The sequence below is a fragment of the Levilactobacillus andaensis genome (assembly GCF_016861695.1).
Taxonomy (GTDB): Bacteria; Bacillota; Bacilli; order Lactobacillales; family Lactobacillaceae; genus Levilactobacillus; species Levilactobacillus andaensis.
Genome location: NZ_BOLP01000005.1, coordinates 164,868 through 182,665, shown reverse-complemented (window position 1 = coordinate 182,665; position 17,798 = coordinate 164,868). Strand labels below are relative to the sequence as shown.

Here is a 17,798-nt window from a genome sequence, read left to right as displayed (position 1 = left end):
ATTGTTATTCGAGGACTGGCGGCATTCGTCATCTATTCAGCTAATTTTAAATAGTCTTGCAAGTAGTTGGCCAAGCCATCGTGGTCGTTGTCTAGCGGCGTAATGTCGTTGGCCAATCCTTTGATGGTCGGCGTGGCGTTTTGCATGGCGACACCCCAACCGGCGTAGTCGATCATGGCCGAGTCGTTGTGTTCGTCCCCAAAGGCCACGATGTTCTTGCGTTCAACATGGAAATGGTGAGCGAGGACCTCAACGCCGGTGGCCTTCTGCACGCCCTTGACGCCCAATTCGACAACGGAGTTTGGACCGCCCCAAGGGGCAGCGTCAACAACATCGCCGAAGTTGTGTTTGAGGTAGCTCAACAGGTGTTCCTGGTGGCTACGTTCAACGGCGACCGTCAAACTAGTCGGGTTTTCCTTCAGCGTCTTTTGGTTGAGAATCTGATTACTTTTTAGAACAGGGGGGAAGAAGCCGACTTCGACGGGGTGGTCGCGCACGGCAAGAAACATGTTCTTACCCTCTGCGGCAATCATGTCGATTCCGAGTTCTTCACGGTGTTGCAAGAGGTCGTAAGCGACTTCCTTATTGATGGTGTATTGATATTCGTCCTGCCAATGGTGGTGGGGGATGTGCCCCAGGCTACCGTTGAAATTAATCATCGGGCCATCCAGCTTTAACTCGTCGTAGATACCTTCGGAGATTCGGTTGGGCCGTCCCGTCACAATGCTGACGATGTGACCAGCTTGTCGGGCTTTGGCCAAAACTAGTTTAGTTTTAGGAGAGAGTTGGGCGGCCGCGTTTAGGGTCGTGCCATCCAGGTCGATTGCAATTAATTTTCGTTCCATAGAGAACACCTCACAATTTATTTTATGGATTAAGTTTTCTGAAAAGAAGCTAGCCTGTTAAATTTAACATAGTTACGGTGAAAATGCGACTATTCCCCTTTACCGGGTAGAGACTCGTTATAAAAACGCGTATAATAAACGAGGCAAAACGGGGTCTACCCGTCATAAATGTAATATACAAATAATTAATTGTAACTAACAAGATGGAGGAATAACGGTGAATTTACCTGACGAGTTTATAATCAAGTATCGACGCTTATTGGGGGCAGAAGCGGATGACTTTTTGGCCAGTTTTGACACGCCCAGTACCGCTGGCTATCGGGTCAATCCTGCCCATCACGACTTACCAACGACGGTCACGGAGACACCGGCAGTGCCCTACGCCAAATTTGGTCATTACGGGACGGTCAGTGGCCGCAGCCTGATGCACCAAAGCGGGGCTGTTTACAGTCAGGAACCGAGTGCCATGTTTGTTGGGGCCACGGCCGCACCGCAAGCCGGCGAACGGGTCTTGGACCTTTGTGCGGCCCCTGGGGGGAAGACGACCCATCTGGCCAGTTATCTACAGGGAACCGGTCTACTGGTCACCAATGAGATCAACCGCAAGCGCGTGAAGATCTTAGCCGAAAATGTAGAACGATTCGGCGTCAAGGCGGCCGTGATTCTAAATGATTCACCCGACCGACTCAGTCCCGTCTTTCCGGACTATTTTGACAAGGTGCTAGTTGATGCACCTTGTTCCGGTGAAGGCATGTTTCGTAAGGATCCAGACGCCATGTCTTACTGGTCCTTGGATTACGTCGAAGACTGCGCAACCCGTCAACGGGAAATTCTGACGGAAGCCGTTAAGATGGTGAAGCCAGGTGGTCAACTGATCTACTCCACCTGTACGTTTGCCCCCGAAGAAGACGAACAGATGATGGCGTGGGTCCTGAAAACGTACCCCGACTTTCATTTAGCGCCCGTCACTAAGACCGGGGGCGTTGTGGATGCCCGGCCGGAATGGGCGGATGGTAATCCAGAACTCGCCAAGGCGGCCCGGTTGTTCCCACACTTGATGCGGGGGGAAGGCCACTTCGTTGCGAAGTTGGAACGGGATGCTGGCGACGCCCGGACACCGCGGGGTCAGGCGAAATTGGGGACCGCGTTGACTAGTGACCAACGAAAATTGTGGCAGGACTTTGCTCAGACCGTGTTGGGACATGCCGTGGCTGGCCAATTGATTACCGTCAAGGACCAACTCTTTGCTGTGCCCGACGACTTACCCGATTTGAAGAAGGCTCATATCTTCCGGCCCGGATTACATTTAGGGACATTTAAGAAGAACCGGTTCGAACCAGCCTACGCCTTGGCCCTGGCGAGTGCAGATGAGCCGGCGACCCAGACACTGGCCATTACCGATGAGCAGTGGCGGGCATGGGTCCACGGCGAAACGTTTACGCTGGACACGGCCCCAACTAAGGGCTGGTACTTGTTGACCTGTGATCAACAGCCAGTTGGCTTTGGAAAGGTTGTTGGCCAGACCGTAAAGAATTTCTTCCCTAAGGGGCTGCGGTTCACGGTTTATGACGATTAAACCATTTGGCATTAGCAAGATGCTGCTAAAATAGGATTGAAAAACTTAAAAGAGCCACCGGAATTTTCGTTTTCCGGTGGCTCTTTTTAAATTTTAATCTAATAAGTGAGCTGGCGTTGGCGGCAGTAGCTCTCTAACTCGGGTGAGAGCAACAGTCGTTGTTGCCGTAACTCCGCCAAATTGTAGCACCCAAGTAACGTCATGATGCGGCGCAGACCGTCTTGCCACTCCAGCAACATAGCTGTTGTGGTTTCTTCATCGGTCTTGATCAGACTATGGAGAATTTGACCGGCGCTCCCGACCAGATTGGCGCCGAGGGCCAGGGCCTTAGCCGCATCTAATTGTTGACGAATGCCGCCCGTGGCGATCACTTGGAGTTGGGGAACGGCGTGGGCCTCTAGCAGGGATTCCACCGTCGATTGGCCCCAACCATCTAAGTAGCTGAGTTCCTTTTCGGGGCGACGAAAGTTTTCAATCTGCACAAAGTTTGTGCCACCGCGACCACTCAAATCGACGTACTGGACACCGACTTGGGCAAGCTTCTGCAGCGTTTCACGGCCCATGCCAAAACCGACTTCCTTTACAATCACCGGCACGCTGACCCCCGCAACGACCTCGCCGATGCTGTCGAGCCAGTGGAAGTCGCGGTCGCCCTCAGGCATGACTAGCTCCTGAGCCACGTTGACGTGAAGCTCTAGGGCGTTGGCGGCCAGCATGTCGATCACGCGTTGGGCCTGGGCTACGGTGTGCCCGGCCCCCATATTGGCAAAGACGATGCCATCGGGATTATTCTCCCGTAACGGGGTGAAGGTCGCAATCGCGGTGTCATCTTGCAGGGCAATGCTCTGTGAGCCGGTTGCCACGGGCATTCCGGTCGCCGCTGCAATTCGGCCCAGGGCGGCATTGACCTTACCCGTCCGCGGACTGCCGCCAGTCATGGCTTCAATCAGCAGGGGGACGGGCAACGTGATCGGTCCCAGGTGAGTGTGAAGATCCACGTCGGCAACGCTCATTTCCGGTAAACTTTGGTGAACGAAACGGAGCTGGTCGAATTGACTAGTAGCGTCGGGTGTATAAAATTTTTCGGCGAGGGACAGGTGTTCGTCCTTGCGATGGGCGTGACGTGATAGGTCCATGGTAGCGGCTCCTTAATTATTCGATGACGTGATGGACGTTTAATTTAAGTGGTTCGATGCCGCGAGCTTCCCATTCGTGGAGCAAGTGGGCGAGGTCCTTGGCGGCGTTGATGATCACGATACCACAGTCACCACCACCGGCACCGGAAGACTTAGCGGCGCCACCAACGTGAACGGCAATGTCACACATGGTCTTAAGCAGTTCCGTTTCGATCGTGACGTGACTCATGCGGGCCAAGCTGTTCAGCAATTGACGGTTGACTTCGATCTCTTTTTGAATGGCGTTTAGGTCTTGATCATGAAAGCCTTGAATCATCCGTTGCAGGCATTCGCGACTCTCACGCAGAAAGGCGTGGTAGTCTTGGCGCCGGGTGGCCTTGAAGAGCGCAATCTTGTCCACTAAATGTGAAGTCGATGCGGGCGTCCCGGTCCAACCGATCATCAAACGAAGGGGTTCCGGGGGCGTTAACAGTTCGATCTGCAGGCCGGGCCACTCCGTTTGTAAGAGTTGGGTGAGGCTCAGTTCCCGTCGTGCGGAGGCCAACCAATCCCGGTCAAAGGCCTGATAGGCGATCCAACCGCCATAAACGGAAGCGGCGATGTCGCCTAACGAGCCGTTGCCTTGAACGTCCAGGTGGGCGATTGCGGACAATTTGAACAGCCGGTCCTTACTCATGGGGATGTCGTAGAACTGGCAGAGGGCCTTCACGGTGGCAACGGTCACGGCGGCTGAGGAGCCTAATCCGTATTTCTTCCCGTCGGCACTGTCCAGGTCACTGTTGACGTTTAAATGATAAATGGTGAGGGGCTTACCCAATGACTGCGCGTACTGTTCCGTCAAACGAATGGCGGACAAAATGTAGTGGAAGGGATTGTCCCGGTTGTCAAAGACGAGCTCTGATCCCTGGCGTTGCCAGTAGAGGGAGTTCTCTTGGTATTGTTTGGAGGCGATGCGACCGTAGTCTTGACTGGGGGTAATTGAAACGGTCACAAATTGGTTCAGTGCGACGATGATCGCCGGATATCCCGGTTCGACCACGGCGTATTCGCCAGCAATATAGAGTTTTCCGGGTGCTTTCGCGGAAATCAAAAAATCAGGTCCCTTCTGTAACGACTAAATAAGTATTTTTTTAGGATGTTTAGCTAAATTGAATGCCCGGTCCGGGGTGCGCCACGATCACGTTTTGCGCACCGAACTGCTGGGCGAAGTGTTGCGTGATGGCCGGCAAGTCCGCAACTTGGCAGAAGACCTTCACGTTGGGTCCGGCGTCGAGGGTGTAGTAGCAGGCGATGCCGTCGTCACGAAGTTGTTGGACGGCCTGCATGGCGGCCAAGGTATCGCCGTTGAAATAACTGTACGGGGGTTGCGCACTCAACGTGAGCGCGTGCATCCGCATGGCGTTGGCCTCTAAGATCTCACCGGTCGTGGTGAAGTCATGCGCCTGAATGGCCGGCTTGATGGCCGCCAAGTCCTGGGCGACGACATCCTTCCAAGCCGGATAGTAGGGCGAAGTGGCCACGCTATTTTGCATGCCCTGCCGCGAACTGACCTTTTTACGCCGGGCGTCTAGGACCAGCGCCACCATGGCAATCGGCCAATCCACGTTTTCTTCAAGGGGGATGGCAAATGAGCTCGCATCGTCGTGACCGGCTTGCCATTCAACAAAGCCACCGAAGATAGAACGCGTGGCGGAACCAGATCCCCGTCGCGCTAAACGAGATAGCGCCGTGCGGTCAAGGTCGAGCCCGGCCGCACGACTGGCAGCGCCCGCCAACGCGGCAAAGGCCGACGCCGAAGACGCCAGCCCGGCCGCGGTTGGCACGTGGTTAACCGACGTGACACGCGCAAAAGAGGTGCGCTGGGTCTGTTCGCGCACCAGGTTAAGAAACTTATGTACTTTTTGACCAGCTGCTGGGGAGAGTAAATCGTGGTTGACCGTAATTTCATCCGCAGTCAGGTGATCGTCGAATTGGACCGTGGTATCCGTATAGAACTGATCCAAGGTGAGCGACAGGCTACTCGTTTGGGGAATGATAAGGTCGGTGTTGGCCTTGCCCCAGTATTTCACAAGGGCGATGTTGGTGTGTGCACGTGCGGTGACCGCTGGGTTCATTGGTGTTCCTCCTCGAGATTAAAGGCTTCCGTCCACGTATCGGTGGCACCGGCCGCGAGTAGACTAGTTTTAACGCGTTCGGTCGTGGCAAGGTCGGGGCACAGAGCAATCAGGCAACCGCCCATGCCGCCGCCCGTCAGTTTTGCACCGAGGGCCCCGGCCGTGAGGGCAACGTGAATCAGCTGGTTGAGTTCCGTCGAACTGACCCCTAGGCCGGCTAGTTGTTGCTGGGCATCGTTTAAGATGTGGCCCAATTGGGGGAGATCAGGAGTTGCCAGGGCTTGCCGTGCTGCCGTGCTGAGTTGTCCCAACTTGCTGATCTGAGCGTCCGTTTCTTGGGGGAAGGTCGTTTTACGGCGAGCAACGGCGGCGACCGCTTTACCCGTTTGGCCCTTGATGCCGCTATCCGCGATAACCAAGTAGCCTTGCAGGGTAAATGGAATCTGGAGGGTCTCCTGATGGGGAACGAACCAGATGGGCACGTCGGAACTCGCCGTGGCGGCGTCTAAACCGCTGGGATTTCCGTGGGTGATCTGTTCGGCGATGTCGACCGTTGCCAGCAACAAGTCGCGTGTCAATGGCCGTTGAAAGTAACTGTACATCGCACGGGTAATGGCGACAGCCACGGCTGCAGAGGACCCCATGCCGCGTTCTGCGGGGAGGTCGCTGGTAATGGCCATGTGAAAGGCCGTGTCCTGGGCCTCAAAGCGAGTGAGCAGTGCCTGAATCAGCGCAGCCACGCCGGCTAAGTTTTGGCCCATCTGCGCAATCGGTCCATCGTAGTAGCGACTAAACAGAGTTTGGCCGTGAGTCGTCTGACTCATAACGACCGTTGTGGTGACCGAGGGCAGGGGTAGGGCAATGGCGGGTTGACCGAACACCACGCTGTGCTCCCCAATGAGAATGATTTTCGCATTGCTTTTCCCAATTGTGGTTCTACCCAAGATATCTCGCTCACTTTCTGTATCGATTTTATTTTACCAGAATATCATACTCTACTGATTGCTCTTACGCTAGTTTTGCTCATCAAAATCCCAAAATCAGCGAAAAATTAAGTCTTTCTATAGAAAGTACACCGAAAAGTGTTGGTAATGATTAAAGAATTAAATGGATTTAAGATGGTCGCACTGCGGCCGCCAGGGATTCCGCCTGCCATGGGGAACGCCTCCAGCCTGGGAACCGGACTTCCAGCTCGCCTCAAAGCCATGAAAACCGCGTGTCTCCGAGGTCGTCCTACGATGTAAGCCGAGAAAGGACCTCGCCTAACATCGTCGACACGGCTGGCTACATCCCTGGCTGCCTCCGGCTCAGATTGATCACTACCGGTATAGACGTTGAAAAACAAATTTCGCTGGATTTTCCAGTTGGACGGTTATTGGCTGGGATAACATCGTCAATTTTACAGCGGAGTGACTGGTGTTCTAAGCAAAATGGTCACTAAACAGATCTGCCAACTCCAAGTCGAAATTTTTAGTAATTTTAGAAACTAGTGCCTAAGTGTTTCAAAATTAACTCGCCAGCAGCCATATCTGAAAAGATTCAGCGGCTTAATCATAGTTTAACAATAAACGTTGCCATAACGGGATTCGTTGAGCTTAGAAACGATTGATTATTAGTACAGCAATCAAATCAAAGTAACTTAGATTAGTTAGCCTTGTTATATTACACGTTTCAAAGAAGTTTGAACAGTGGTTGTGTAAAATTATGTGGTGGGCCAGGGATTATAATGACTGCAAAAAGCGGAATGAGCTTCGATTATCGGTAGCTTAGAATTGACGACCGACTAAATTAAAAATAAGTCACTGCACGATGTCATAGTTGGTTGGTGAGAATGAGTGTCGACAGGCAGCATGAATGCTGGGTCACTACTTGCTGACGCTATCAATTGAGGTTTCAAATAGGATGGGAACACCATGAATACCTGTAGAATTGTCGCGTGCTCATTTTAGAAGTTATTACAACCTGCTTCAATCTCCCAACGATTGTCATGGCAAGGTACAGTCAGAGCCGGAGGCGGACAGGGATGCAGCCAGCCGTGGTAATCCTGACAGCTGGCCGCTGGCTAGCTATCAGGATGGGCGACTTTTAAGACGCATGGTCCACGCGGCTTAAAAGCGAGCGAGAAGCCTGCCTCTCAGGCTGAAGCGTCCCCACAGCAGGCGGAATCCCTGGCAGCCGGAGCGCGGCCATCCTTAGCACGTTTAGCGGTCTTAATTTTACTCTCAAGCCAAAGAACACCGTCAGAAAAGGCGCGACTCAACCCGAATCATCTAGTGGGAGGAACTCTAGCGTAGCGTTGGCCGCCTAAGTGGTGTATCATAGTGCCAGTTATTATCGCAAATTGTGCAGAAATTGGTGAGCATACTATGGATAAAGACACGGTTTACGCGGTGGTCGATATCGAGACTACCGGAACCAGTGTGACAGATGGCGACCGCATTATCCAAGTCGGGTGCGTCTTCGTCCAACATAACCAGATCATTAATCACTTTGAAACGGACGTCAATCCGTTGCGGGAGATTCCGGCGGCGATTTCTCGGTTGACGGGTATCACGAACAAACGGGTGCGGCATGCGCCCTTATTTGACGACGTGGCGGGCACACTCTACAGCTTATTGACCAATACGGTCTTTGTGGCCCACAACGTCAATTTTGACTTGCCGTTTATTAACGCCGAATTTTCCCGGGTGGGCTATCCCGAGCTAACGATTGCGGCGGTAGATACGGTTTCTTTGAGTCAAATTTTATTGCCGACTGCTCCCAGTTTCCGGCTACGGGACCTCAGCGGGTACTTCAATATCGAACACGACAATCCGCATTCCGCCGACAGCGATGCCAGTGCGACTGCCGAATTGTTTATTTTTCTGTTCCGGCGGCTGCGGGCCTTACCCGTGGTGACCTTACAACAGATGATCGACCTCCATCCGGATTTACCGTTACAGACGGCCGGTTTATTCAATGAAGCCCAGCGACTCAACGCGGCCAATCCGCGGAAGTTACCGGACTATTTGTACATCAAAAATGGCTTAGCCTTACGCCAGGCGGCGGCTTTACCAGCCAGTACCTTAGCCACGCCCAGCAAGTATCCGAAGACTAAGAAACAAAAGCAGAAGTTGATGCCAGATAATCTGGAGTGGCGGCCCGAACAGGGTAAAATGATGAATTACATCTACAACAACTACGCCGCGGCCGACCAACATCCGGTCAAACAGATGATTGTTGAGGCACCGACCGGGATTGGCAAGAGTCTCGGCTACGTGTTGCCAATGGCTTATCTGAGTCAGACGGGGAAGTCCGTCGTCATCAGCACGGCAACCACACTCTTACAGGAACAATTATTAGACCAAACGATTCCGTTGCTCAAACAAATTGTGCCCTTTACCGTCAACGCGGTATTAGTCAAGGGGAGCCAACATTACCTGGACCTCCAACGCTTCGCAACGACCCTTAAGGTGGCCGAGACGTCTAAGCAGACGCAGCTCCTTAAACTCCGGTTGCTAGTCTGGCTAACGATGACCACGACCGGGGACCTCGACGAGTTGCATCTCGCAACGTATCGGGCACCTTACTTCCAGGAGATCATTCACGAGGGCACGGTCACCGCGGACAGTCCGTTCTATGAGGATGACTTCTTGCGGCGCCGGGACCAGCGCATGGAACAGGCCCAATTTATCATCGTGAACCACGCCTATCTCAGTGAACACGCGCTGGCACTAGGTGAACGCCTCCACCAGCCTTATTTGGTGGTCGATGAGGCCCAACATTTACCGGACAGCACGCTGAAGCAACGGCGGACGCAGGTCAAGTTTTCCCAGTTGATCAACGAGCTCCATCACGTGGAACGCGATATCAGCCGTGAAATTGGGCCGAGTCTGATGAGCTTGTTTAATGGGGATGCCGCGGCAACAACGACCTTAGAGCGCATCCTGGTCGCTAGTGACACATTGGAAACGCAGTTGAATCAGCTGATCAAGCAACTGTTCCTACGCTTCTTAGCGAATAAGCGGGTCAACAACCACAATCAAATCATCGAGGAGCTGATCCCCGCGGCGGACCTCGCTGCCGAACTGCAACAGGGGACGGCGGTCGACACGGCCACGCAGGCGACCAACGAGTTGTTGGCGGCACTGGGCGACTTACGGCAACGCTACGACCAACAACAGGACCGATTTGCGGCGTCAGAACGTTACTTGTTCGAACAGGTCGACACGCGGATCCACCTGTTTGACGACCAAATGAGCCGGCTGTTGATGATCTTAAAGCAGGTCAGCGACCAAGCGCCGGCCAGTCTCTTCTGGCTGACAATCAACCACGTTGGGGACCGCAATAGCCTCCAATTGGCGAGTGGATTGCTGGCAACGGAGGGCTTCTTGCGCCATCACCTGTACGCCGGGTTCCAACCGGTTCTGCTGACAGGGGCCACTTTATTCTCGTCAGGGCGGTCACAGTACGTTCTGGACCAATTTGATCTGGACCGTGATGACACGGTGACTCACCGGATGCGGTCGAGCTTTGACTATGGCAAGCAGGCCGAGCTATTTATCAGTGATACCGGACCGAATCTGTCGCGCGTCTCACCTGAGGACTATGTCACTTACCTGACGGCGGCGATTACGCAGATGGCCGGTGCCGTGAACAAGCAGACGCTGGTCCTGTTCAACTCGCTCAGCGTGATCGAACAGGTCTACCAGCAGCTGACCCAGCAACCGGAATTTGCCCAGCGTGAGATCTTTGCTCAGGGCATTAGTGGCAGTCGTGAACGGATTGCTAAACGATTTGCCACCAGTCATGGCGCCATCTTGTTAGGCGCAGCTAGTTTCTGGGAGGGCATCGATCTGCCCGCTGAACAGTTGGAGCTGCTGATTGTGACGCGGCTACCGTTCGATTCACCGGACCGGGTATTTGTAAAGGCCAACTACGCGCGTTTAGAGGCGGCCGGGAAGAATCCGTTTTACAATGCGGCCTTGCCATCGGCGACTTTAAAATTACGGCAGGGAATCGGTCGGTTGATTCGGACACCGAACGACCGCGGGGCTATTGTCCTCCTGGATCAACGCGTGTTGGAACGCCAGTACGGACAAAGCATCCTGCGCGCCTTACCAGATGATCTGCCGAAGACCACTGGGGATGTGGGCGTCATTGCCCAAGGTTTAGTTAAATTTTTTGAAAAAAGCACGGACAACTCGGTGACCCCTCCCGAAGTTTGATATAATTGACGAAGATTGAAATTTGACAAGGGAGTACGATGTAAATTGATGAGACAACAATATCAGCAGCGTCGCCGGCCACGTCACTGGGTCCTACTGAGTATCTTAGTCGTGATCCTGGTCCTGCTGCTGAGTGGCGGCTACGTGATCAGTAAGGCCAGCAAGCCGCTGAGCCAGATGCAGACCCACGCCGAAACGGTTGCCAAGAAGTCCGGTCATTTGACAAGTACCAGCGACTTTTACTGGACGAACTTAAACACGACCTACTACACGGTTGCCGGCAAAAACAAGGCGCAACAGGCCGTTTACGCGATTGTCCCCAAGACGGGCAACGACGTAACGGTGCTGAAGCAAAGCGAGGGCTTATCCCGCAACACGGTCCTTGAACAGGTCTGGAAACGGAATCCGAAAAAGGTCCTCGCCGCAGCATTGAGCATCTTTAACGGCAAGCCAGCTTGGCAGGTCAGTTACCTGAACCAATCCGGCAAACTCTGCTACCTGACTTTCCAATACAGCAACGGGAAGATCTTACAGCAAATTTCCAACATCTAATCGCAACCGAGAGGAGGACTCACCATGCAATTATCACAACGCGCGCGTGCAGTGCGCCCCTCAGCTACGTTAAAGACGGGTCAACAGGCCGCACAGTTACGCGCTCAAGGAGTGGACGTGATCAACCTGAGCGTTGGTCAACCAGACTATCCGACGCCAACAGCGATTCGTGAGGCGGCGGTCACGGCGATTCGCGCCAACCAGGTCAACAGCTATACGGCGACGGCCGGGACACTTGAACTTCGTCAGGCCATCGTCCAACGGCTCAGAGCCACGCAAGGTGTGACGGTCACCACGGATCAAGTGGTGGTCACGACCGGGGCTAAGATGGCGCTGTACGCGTTATTTCAGATTCTACTTGATCCTGGTGATGAGGTCTTGTTACCAGCACCGTACTGGGTCAGTTACGCCGAACAGGTCAAATTAGCCGGGGGCCGGCCCATCGAGGTCGCGCCAACGGCATCGTTGAAGGTCACACCGGAGCAGTTAGCGGATGCGGTGACCCCAGCAACCAAGGCCATCGTCCTGAATTCACCGCAGAACCCCAGTGGCCTGGTCTATACGGCCGCTGAGCTGCGGGCAATTGGAGAATGGGCCGTGGCGCACGACTTGATTATTATCGCCGATGAAATTTATGGCGAACTGGTCTACGCTGGTCCGGTGCCCGTATCGTCCATGTTGACGCTGGGCGATTCGATTGCGGCGCATACGATTCTGGTCAATGGCGTGTCGAAAACGTACGCGATGACTGGCTGGCGGATCGGCTATGCCGTGGGCCCTGTCGATGTGATGACGGCGTTGAAAAACGTCCTGTCACATATGACTGGTAATGCAGCGGCGGTGAGCCAAGCGGCAGCTGTTGCGGCGCTGACCGGTGACCAGACGCCGGTGACTGAGATGAAGGACGGGTTTAAACAGCGCTTAGACGTGGTTTACCCGTTACTGGCAGCAATCCCGGGATTCAAGCTCAATGCCAAGCCACAGGGCGCGTTCTACCTGTTCCCGGACGTGACGGAAGCAATGGCGATGAAGGGCTACACGACGACCGCTGAATTCGTGACGGCGTTGTTAAATGAGGCGCACATCGCGGTCGTGACGGGTGAGGCCTTTGGGCTTCCGGGTCACATCCGAATGAGCTATGCGACGGACCTGGAGACGTTAAAGGTCGCCATGCAACGGCTAAAGAAATTCATGGACTAAATCAATTAAAACAACAATGACTTAACGACCGGACCGCAAGTGGGTGCCGGTCGTTTCGTTTCGTTTCGTCAGGACTCAGAGAACGTGTTAGACTAAAAAAGCGAGTAGTGTGAATTTGACGCACTGCGGCTGCCAGGGATTCCGCCTGCTGTGAGGGACGCTTCAGACTGGGAAAACACCAGTCTTCTCGCTCGCTTTGAAGCCACGAAGAACACGTGTCTCCAAAGTCGCCCGTGATGTAAGCTGGCTAAAGAATCGCCAGCTAACATCACCTCCACGGCTGGCTACATCCCTGGCCTCCTCCGGCTCAGATTGTGTTCTATAACGACAGCGGTCGAAGGCTTTGTGGACTCGACATTGTTGGTCCAATCGATAACGAGTTTAGGCTCATCTTTCTGAGCTGACGGAGGGCTACAGTATAAGCCGAGAGGTCGCCAGATATGGGCTCAGGCGCGTCGTTCTGCTAAGTTGACGGTGGATTTCCGTCGACTTAGCAGAAGACCAACCTTGAAGACTCGCGGTTTTCGAGGCTTCAAGTTGTGTCCGCACCGTTCCAGCCCATATCTGGCGGCCGGTAAGGCGAAGGGCATACTAGGTTGCCCAGTTTATAAACTAATTAAGACTTAAAAGATAAGGAGGCCAACGCATGGCAGATTTTATGATGCGCTATATTCAAGCTGGCCAAACCAGTATTGCCAATTACTTACTCGACCATTTTCGTGAGGTGGGGATGACCACGGATCAACTCCTGGTCTACCTCCAGTTACGCCGTCAAATGGACCGTGGTGAGCAACTGCCCGAGGCAGAGAGCATTGCTGAGTACTTGGGCTGGGATAAGCAGCGGGTTTATCAACTGCTGCACGAGATGATCACATCGAAGTTGATGACGATTACCAGCGTGACGAACGCGCAGGGGCAAAAAGCAGATGCGTATGATTTTCGGCTGTTAACGGAAAAATTAAGCCAATTAGACGTGCAGACGGTACAAAAAGAAGTTAAACAGGAAGCCACCAACGATCGGTCAACGGTTTTTAACCAAATCGAAACGGAATTTGGGCGGCCACTGTCACCATTGGAGATGGAAAGCATCAGCCAGTGGTTGGACGAGGACCATTACCGCCCAGAACTCATTCAATTGGCCTTAAAGGAAGCCGTGTTGAGTCAGGCGTACAGTCTAAAGTATATGGACCGGATTCTCTTAAGCTGGGAAAAGAAGAACTTAAAGACGGCCGCTCAGGTTCAACAGGAAAAAGAACGTCAGGAACCGCGCCGTTCAGCGGCAAATGGCAATGCCAGTCAAGCAAACTCACAGATTCCAGATGTCCCAATTTTTAAGCTGACAGATAATTAGGCTGAAGTGGATTTGGTCATCAATTGTGGGCTGATGGGAATACGAGCTTTTTGCGGTTGTCATAAAACACAATCAAAGCCGGAGGAGGCCAGGGATGCAACCAGCCGTGGAAATAGTGGTCGCTCACAGCGACCACTATGGGCGACTTTTAAGACACGTGGTTTTCGTGGCTTAAAAGCGAGCGAGAAGCCCGTTCCACAGCAGGCGGAATCCCTGGCAGCCGCAGTGCGGCCAACTTACACAAGTATCTATCCCAATTAAAATTAAAAGGTCGCCTGTAAACAGTCAAAATTGACTATCTACTGGCGACCTTTTCACGTCTTAAGCTTTAGCTATTATTATCCTTGTTGTTATCGGTCGTCTGCGTGGTGGAGCTGGCAGACGAAGTGGTCGTGGAGCTGCTGTTCGTGTTGTCGTCGTTGCCGTCACCACCAGGGGTTTGTTCCGTGCTGGAAGATTCCTTGCTGGAGCTGGATTCGGTCGTCGATGAACTGACACGAGACGAACTGGAACTCGTTGTGACCTGGCTATTACTGCTGTAAGCAGAAGAGCTGGTCGTGTTGGTCGAGCCGTATTGGCTGGTGGACGTGGTGTCCGCAACCGTACCGGGATGACCGGTGACGTAGTATTCCTTGTTGTTATTCTGCGTCGTTTCGGTGACCGTACTTGGCTTGGTCCAGTCGGTGTTCGGTGCGTTTTGAGCAAGGTAACTCATTTCGTACTTGTAAATTTCCTGTGCGATCTTCGTTTCTGCTTCACTCACGTAATGACCTGTCTGGAATTGCTTATCGTAACCGGTCCAAACGGAGACGGCGTAGCTCTTGGTGTAACCGGTGAACCAGGAGTCCATCGTTGCGCCATCGGGGACCTTATCCGCGTAATCGTCGGGGTAGGAGTCCGTCCCAGTCTTACCGGCTTGATACAGGCCAGAAATGGCGGCAGAACGACCAGACCCATTTTCATTGGTCATGACGTCCTTCATCATGTCGGTCAGCATGAACGCTGTTGCGGCTGACATGGCCCGTTTACCCGTTGCCGAGTAGTTGTGCGCCTTGCCATCTTGCGTGACCACTTTGGAGACCAGGTACGGCTTGTAGTAAGTCCCACCGTTAGCGAAGGCGGCGTAGGCAGCGGCTTCCTGTTCGGTCGAGATGTACAACCCAATCCCGTTTTGCAGGGTCAGCGTCTTGTCAAACGTCATCCCCAGACCCTTCAAGAAGGTCGTGGCCTTACTGATGCCGACGTTTTGCAAGGTCCGAATAGCGGGAATGTTCCGTGATTCGTAGAGGGCCTTGCGCATGGTGATGGTGCCTTGGTATTGCTTATCCCAGTCGTAAAGCTTCTTATCGGTGCCGGGGTAAGTAAATGCGGTATCCTTGACCGGTTCGTAGGTGGGGTAGTTGAGATATTCAATGGCGGGGCCGTAATCCATTAATGGCTTAGCCGTTGAGGCACTCGACCGACCCGTTTGTACGGCGCGGTTCAGTCCAAACGTGACGTTGCCGGTCTTCCGGCCACCAATCATGGCAACGACCTTCCCGTTATTTGGGTTAACGATGGTCGAGCCAACTTGGAACTTGTCGGACGGGTAGGCAATGTAGGCGCTGGTATTCGCGATGTTGTAGAGCTTTTGTTGGGCATCCATGTTCAAGTTCGTGTAGACCTTTAAGCCACCGGTCGTCGTGTTATACCCCTTGGCTTTCAGTTCGGAATAGACTTGCTTGAGGTAGGCGTCGATGACCTTGGTCGTCTTGGCACTTGTGGAAGCGGTCGTTTGGTGAATAGATGATAACCCGTTCTTGATGCTGACGGCTTCGGCCTCTTGGGCCTGTGCGGACGTGATGACCTTGTTCTTGGCCATGGCGTTTAGGACCAGGTCCCGCCGCTTCTTAGCGGTAGCGGGGTAAGTCGTGGGGTCGTAGTTGGTTGGGGATTGAGGCATCCCAGCCAACAAGGCCAATTGTGGCAGTGAGAGGTTCTTTAGCGACGTGCCGTAATAGTATTGTGCGGCAGTTTGCATCCCGTAGACACCATTGCCCATGTAAACTTTGTTGACGTAGTATTCCAGGATTTGATCCTTGGAGTATTTGTGATCAACTTGGAGGGCTAACCAGGCTTCTTGGGCCTTACGTTTCAGCGTTCGGTCGGAAGCGGCCGTTGAGAAGACGGACAGCTTGACCAGTTGTTGCGTCAAGGTACTCCCACCTTGCATCCCCAGCGAAGAGCCAGAGACGTTGGCGAAGGCGGCCCCTAAGATTCGGATGGGGTCGACCCCGTTGTTTTGGTAGAAACGCCGGTCTTCGGTGGAAACGACGGCGGCCTTTAACGTGTCGGGGATGTTCTTGGACTTCACATAAGTCCGGTTTTGGGCGCCCAGTCGCGAGATAACGTTGTTATTGGCATCGTAGACCCGCGTAGAGGCGTCGGACGATAGCGCGCTTTGCGTGATCTTTGGGGCGCTTTGTGCGTAGAAAAAGAAGAGGCCGGCGCCAGCCACGATGGCAAAAACACCAATGGCGACGATGATAAATAAGATGCGGCGAAATAGACGCCAGCCGTGATGCGGACGTTGGGGGCCCGATTGATGGTCGGCGTTGCGGCTCATCCGGGTCTCACGGGTTGAATTGTTACTAGACATGGTAATCTCCTTTGCGTTTAAACGTGTTCGCTTCTACTATGTAAACTCAGAGAAGCTGATCCACGGCTTTGAGATATGGAATCGGGGGCTGTAGGCCAACGGGGATGTTGATGCCGTGCGCCGCAATTTCCGAATAGGGGATGGATTTGCGACCACCGGTGGCTTGTTCGTCCCAGAAGGTAAAGAGGTCGCTCGCTCGGTAGAGGAAGACCTCTTGGCGCTCGACGAATTTAATAATGGCAAAACAGATACCGCCTTGAGCCGTGCAAGCCCGCATGTGGTCGATCTGGTGTTGATGGAAGTTCTTGAGCGGAAATGAGCCCTTGTTGCGGGTCTCTTTAGCGTCAAAGTCCAGGTAATGGCCCTGATAAACACCATTGTAGTCGGTCGTGGAAGCGGTACTGAAGTAGGCTTCCTTGATGACGGCTGCACTCCGTTTGGGGTAATCGACCTTAACGATCCGAATGGGGGTCGGTTTCTTGTGCACGACGGCCAGCCCATTGGTTTCATAGTAAGTATTACTTTCGTTGAGTTCCTCTTCCAGCGTCATTCCACGTTTACCATAGTTTGTGTAGGTGCTAGGGAACTTGGGCCCCGTCTTTGCTGTTGGTGCTTGATAGGCATTCCCATTGGGATACCGAATAGTCATCGACTCCTCACACTCCTTCGCTTGAAAACCGCAGCTTTCAGTTTGTGGCCCAGTTATTGACATTATACCAAGCTGACCCAGAAATAAAAACTCCTAAAACCGGTTGAGACGGTGATTTTGCTTGAATTTAAACGGAATTTAATTAAAGGCTGAAAATTTCAAAGTACCAAACAATCCTGTTCTAGCAATAACAATGGGACTAAAACTAGGCAACATGGTGGGCCCTTCGCCTTACCGGCCGGCAGATATGGGCTGGAACGGTGCGAACGCAACTTGAAGCCTCGGAAGAGCCGAGTCTTCAAGCTTGGTTTTCTACTAAGCCAGTAAGAAGTTCGCTTACTGACTAAGTAGAACGACGCGCCTGAGCCCATATCTGCCGACCTCTCGGCTTACACAGTGTTTTCTTAGTAGAAGCCGTGATAGAGAGAGCTCATACATTTACCAGTTATCTTTCATAGGATATGGGGTGTTTGGTAGTTTAACTGCCATTTTCTCTGGATATTTACACTTTTTTTCTACTAATGTACCGG

At 53.2% G+C, this 17,798-nt stretch carries 12 protein-coding genes; 5 read left to right on the top strand and 7 right to left on the bottom strand.

The window, feature by feature from the left end; all coding sequences use genetic code 11:
• Nucleotides 1-32: 32 nt before the first annotated feature.
• On the bottom strand, nt 33-845 hold the full coding sequence (locus tag JUF10_RS05565; protein WP_203641256.1) for a Cof-type HAD-IIB family hydrolase: 813 nt from the start codon (nt 843-845) through the stop codon (nt 33-35).
• A 217-nt stretch (nt 846-1,062) separates the two neighbouring features.
• Here JUF10_RS05565 and JUF10_RS05560 point away from each other — a divergent pair, with 217 nt between their 5' ends.
• Nucleotides 1,063-2,421 carry an RsmF rRNA methyltransferase first C-terminal domain-containing protein gene (locus JUF10_RS05560; protein ID WP_203641255.1) on the top strand — a complete coding sequence of 453 codons (1,359 nt, stop codon included), beginning with the start codon at nt 1,063-1,065 and terminating at the stop codon, nt 2,419-2,421.
• Nucleotides 2,422-2,519: 98 nt separating this feature from the next.
• Here JUF10_RS05560 and fni read toward each other — a convergent pair whose 3' ends face one another.
• Genes fni through mvk form a run of 4 tightly spaced genes read right to left on the bottom strand, consistent with a single transcriptional unit; the run spans nt 2,520 to nt 6,615 of the window.
• Nucleotides 2,520-3,557 (bottom strand): type 2 isopentenyl-diphosphate Delta-isomerase, encoded by a 1,038-nt coding sequence (gene fni, locus JUF10_RS05555; protein ID WP_203641254.1) that lies wholly within the window; start codon nt 3,555-3,557, stop codon nt 2,520-2,522.
• Between the two features lie 16 nt (nt 3,558-3,573).
• The gene (locus JUF10_RS05550) at nt 3,574-4,647 is read right to left on the bottom strand and encodes a phosphomevalonate kinase (RefSeq protein WP_203641253.1); all 1,074 of its coding nucleotides are present in this window, start codon (nt 4,645-4,647) and stop codon (nt 3,574-3,576) included.
• Nucleotides 4,648-4,696: 49 nt separating this feature from the next.
• The gene (mvaD, locus tag JUF10_RS05545; protein WP_203641252.1) at nt 4,697-5,671 is read right to left on the bottom strand and encodes a diphosphomevalonate decarboxylase; all 975 of its coding nucleotides are present in this window, start codon (nt 5,669-5,671) and stop codon (nt 4,697-4,699) included.
• On the bottom strand, nt 5,668-6,615 hold the full coding sequence (mvk, locus tag JUF10_RS05540; protein WP_203641251.1) for a mevalonate kinase: 948 nt from the start codon (nt 6,613-6,615) through the stop codon (nt 5,668-5,670). The genes mvaD and mvk overlap by 4 nt, the downstream gene beginning before the upstream one ends.
• 1,422 nt (nt 6,616-8,037) lie before the next feature.
• Here mvk and JUF10_RS05535 point away from each other — a divergent pair.
• The 4 genes from JUF10_RS05535 (at nt 8,038) to JUF10_RS05520 (ending at nt 13,981) form a co-directional block, all read left to right on the top strand.
• The gene (locus tag JUF10_RS05535) at nt 8,038-10,878 is read left to right on the top strand and encodes a helicase C-terminal domain-containing protein (RefSeq protein WP_203641250.1); all 2,841 of its coding nucleotides are present in this window, start codon (nt 8,038-8,040) and stop codon (nt 10,876-10,878) included.
• 48 nt (nt 10,879-10,926) lie between these two features.
• The gene (locus JUF10_RS05530) at nt 10,927-11,430 is read left to right on the top strand and encodes a cell wall elongation regulator TseB-like domain-containing protein (protein WP_048736116.1); all 504 of its coding nucleotides are present in this window, start codon (nt 10,927-10,929) and stop codon (nt 11,428-11,430) included.
• Nucleotides 11,431-11,454: 24 nt separating this feature from the next.
• The gene (locus tag JUF10_RS05525; RefSeq protein WP_203641249.1) at nt 11,455-12,630 is read left to right on the top strand and encodes a pyridoxal phosphate-dependent aminotransferase; all 1,176 of its coding nucleotides are present in this window, start codon (nt 11,455-11,457) and stop codon (nt 12,628-12,630) included.
• Between the two features lie 646 nt (nt 12,631-13,276).
• Nucleotides 13,277-13,981, top strand: coding sequence for a DnaD domain-containing protein (locus JUF10_RS05520; RefSeq protein ID WP_203641248.1), 705 nt, complete (start codon nt 13,277-13,279; stop codon nt 13,979-13,981).
• Between the two features lie 328 nt (nt 13,982-14,309).
• Here JUF10_RS05520 and JUF10_RS05515 read toward each other — a convergent pair whose 3' ends face one another.
• Both JUF10_RS05515 and recU read right to left on the bottom strand, forming a co-directional pair.
• Nucleotides 14,310-16,619: a transglycosylase domain-containing protein gene (locus tag JUF10_RS05515; protein WP_203641247.1), complete on the bottom strand. Its 2,310-nt coding sequence runs from the start codon at nt 16,617-16,619 to the stop codon at nt 14,310-14,312.
• Nucleotides 16,620-16,665: 46 nt separating this feature from the next.
• A complete protein-coding gene (gene recU, locus JUF10_RS05510; RefSeq protein WP_203641246.1) occupies nt 16,666-17,268 on the bottom strand; it encodes a Holliday junction resolvase RecU in 603 nt (200 codons plus the stop codon).
• Nucleotides 17,269-17,798 lie beyond the last annotated feature (530 nt).

Coding starts and splice junctions, on each gene's coding strand:
- JUF10_RS05515 (WP_203641247.1), bottom strand. CDS start 16,619: ATGTCTAGTAACAATTCAACCCGTGAGACCCGGATGAGCCGCAACGCC.
- recU (WP_203641246.1), bottom strand. CDS start 17,268: ATGACTATTCGGTATCCCAATGGGAATGCCTATCAAGCACCAACAGCA.
- JUF10_RS05525 (WP_203641249.1), top strand. CDS start 11,455: ATGCAATTATCACAACGCGCGCGTGCAGTGCGCCCCTCAGCTACGTTA.
- JUF10_RS05520 (WP_203641248.1), top strand. CDS start 13,277: ATGGCAGATTTTATGATGCGCTATATTCAAGCTGGCCAAACCAGTATT.
- JUF10_RS05535 (WP_203641250.1), top strand. CDS start 8,038: ATGGATAAAGACACGGTTTACGCGGTGGTCGATATCGAGACTACCGGA.
- fni (WP_203641254.1), bottom strand. CDS start 3,557: ATGGACCTATCACGTCACGCCCATCGCAAGGACGAACACCTGTCCCTC.
- JUF10_RS05530 (WP_048736116.1), top strand. CDS start 10,927: ATGAGACAACAATATCAGCAGCGTCGCCGGCCACGTCACTGGGTCCTA.
- JUF10_RS05565 (WP_203641256.1), bottom strand. CDS start 845: ATGGAACGAAAATTAATTGCAATCGACCTGGATGGCACGACCCTAAAC.
- mvaD (WP_203641252.1), bottom strand. CDS start 5,671: ATGAACCCAGCGGTCACCGCACGTGCACACACCAACATCGCCCTTGTG.